Annotated in this window: 3 protein-coding genes; 1 reads left to right on the top strand and 2 read right to left on the bottom strand. The window is 40.6% G+C overall.

Annotated elements, in window-relative coordinates:
• The coding region (locus LYNGBM3L_RS12855) for a serine/threonine-protein kinase (RefSeq protein ID WP_207554344.1) at positions 1-1027 on the top strand (1027 nt) is incomplete at its 5' end.
• 94 nt (positions 1028-1121) lie between these two features.
• Here LYNGBM3L_RS12855 and LYNGBM3L_RS40530 read toward each other — a convergent pair.
• The gene (locus tag LYNGBM3L_RS40530) at positions 1122-1307 is read right to left on the bottom strand and encodes a hypothetical protein (RefSeq protein WP_131827482.1); all 186 of its coding nucleotides are present in this window, start codon (positions 1305-1307) and stop codon (positions 1122-1124) included.
• Positions 1308-1344: 37 nt separating this feature from the next.
• Positions 1345-1755 (bottom strand): hypothetical protein, encoded by a 411-nt coding sequence (locus tag LYNGBM3L_RS12860; protein ID WP_008183555.1) that lies wholly within the window; start codon positions 1753-1755, stop codon positions 1345-1347.
• Between the last annotated feature and the right edge of the window lie 170 nt (positions 1756-1925).

Consider the following 1925-nt stretch of genomic DNA (forward strand, 5'->3'; position numbering starts at 1 on the left):
TAGGGTGGATTTGATGTTAGGAAAAACGATAGGCGGACGCTATCACATTATCGACAAACTTGGCGAAGGTACATACGGTCAGACATGGTTAGCAGAAGACCAACATTTACTGGGCTCTCCCGACTGTGTAGTTAAACAATTGAAGCCTGAGACTACCGACGCCTCTGAGTGGGAGATAGCCAAACGATTATTTGAAGAAGAAGCAAAAACTTTGCAAGAATTAGCCAAAAATGACCTAATTCCGCAAATAATGGCTTATTTAGAAGAAAACGGTCAGCGCTACTTAGTTCAGGAATATATTCAAGGACATGATCTAAGCCAAGAATTGGAGAGAGGGCAAACGTTTAGTGAAACATTAGTTATAGAGCTTTTACAACAAATTTTACAGGCATTAGAAGTTATTCAACAGCATAACCTTATCCACCGCGACATTAAACCGTCTAACTTAATGAGACGTAAGCAAGATGGCAAAGTGGTTCTGATTGACTTTGGAGCCGTAAAAAAGTTGCAACCTGATAACCAGCCTACAGCACCGACTGTTAGGATTGGCACACCAGGCTACATGGCTCCTGAACAAGCCAAGGGTTATCCTAACCTCAGTAGTGATATATACGCAGTGGGAATGATTGGAATCCAAGCACTTACAGGAGAACTGCCCAACACCCTACAATGGGATGAAAATAACAAAATAATCTGGCGTAATAACCAAGTCAAGGTCAGTGATGAACTAGCAGCAGTTTTAGATAAAATGGTACACTACAATTATTCTGAGCCTTACTCCGGTGCAACTCAGGCACTAGAAGCACTTAAGGAGGTTAAAGAAAAACTACAGTCAACCATAATTAAGTCTCCTCCAAGGAATATACAAGCTTCACCGTTTAAATTTTCGGCAATTCAGATTGTTGGCGTTGGCATAGTTTTTATCTCTTCATTCTACGTGATTTTTTTTAATAATGTTAATTATTTTTTCTTAAAAAACCTAATTTGTCCTATTATGCCATCCGTGTCCAAGTGCGAGTTTTTGTAACACAAAGTATCCAATATGTCTCTATATTTGATTATTCATTCGTTTGAAGAGCCAGAAAAAAATTGGCGTTGCATAAATGCGGGATGATTTTATTTTAATAGTTTTGTGGAACGGGCATCTGGCTGTGGAACGGGCATCTTGATGGAACGGGCATCTTGATGGAATGGGCATCTGGCTGTGAAACGGGCATCTTGCCCGTTACAATTCCCAGGCGGGCAGGATGCCCACCCCACTGATATTTATCCCGCCCCTCAGCAATGCCATAAATTTGACATAACAACGGCTAATCGCTAATTTTCACCTATGATGTCTAATTACTAATTCCCAGCTTCACAGGACTTAATCAGTTTATTGAAATCTTCAGGAGGTTCCGCACCACCAGTAATTTCCAGACCAATACTTAGAAACTCTTCATAGGGGTATTTTTCTTGAATTTTATCAATGGTACACTGACAAAAAGCCTGAGCCTCTGAGCCCTTAGTCCCAACACATTGCCCCATGTAAAAATTGACAAACTCTGGTGTATAGCCAATCTCAGAGTTTTGGAGGATAGTCTCAGCCTCTTCAGGGATAGTCAAGGGTTTTTGAGGAATAGTCTCAGCTTCTTCAGAAATAGTTCCAGGTTTTTGGAGGATAGTCTCAGGTTCTTGGGAATAACCCACGGTTGGGCTGACGAGAGCAAACAAACAGGCACTGATAATTGATAGCTGGTATCGTTTGATGTTCATGCTTTTTAACCTCTACAGAAATTAGCCCATTCGGACTATTTTAACAATTGCACACTATTAGGTTTCCCATCTTTTCTCTGAAAGAAACATTAGGCAAAAGGCTTGCAGGGAACATGCAAAACGGAACCATGTCACCTTTGTACATGTCACCTTTGTAATTATGGTATATA

This window comes from Moorena producens 3L (genome assembly GCF_000211815.1).
In the GTDB taxonomy this organism is placed as follows: domain Bacteria; phylum Cyanobacteriota; class Cyanobacteriia; order Cyanobacteriales; family Coleofasciculaceae; genus Moorena; species Moorena producens.

Bases quoted from the DNA above. Each gene is read 5' to 3' on its own strand.
- LYNGBM3L_RS12860 (WP_008183555.1), bottom strand. From the start codon at position 1,755: ATGAACATCAAACGATACCAGCTATCAATTATCAGTGCCTGTTTGTTT.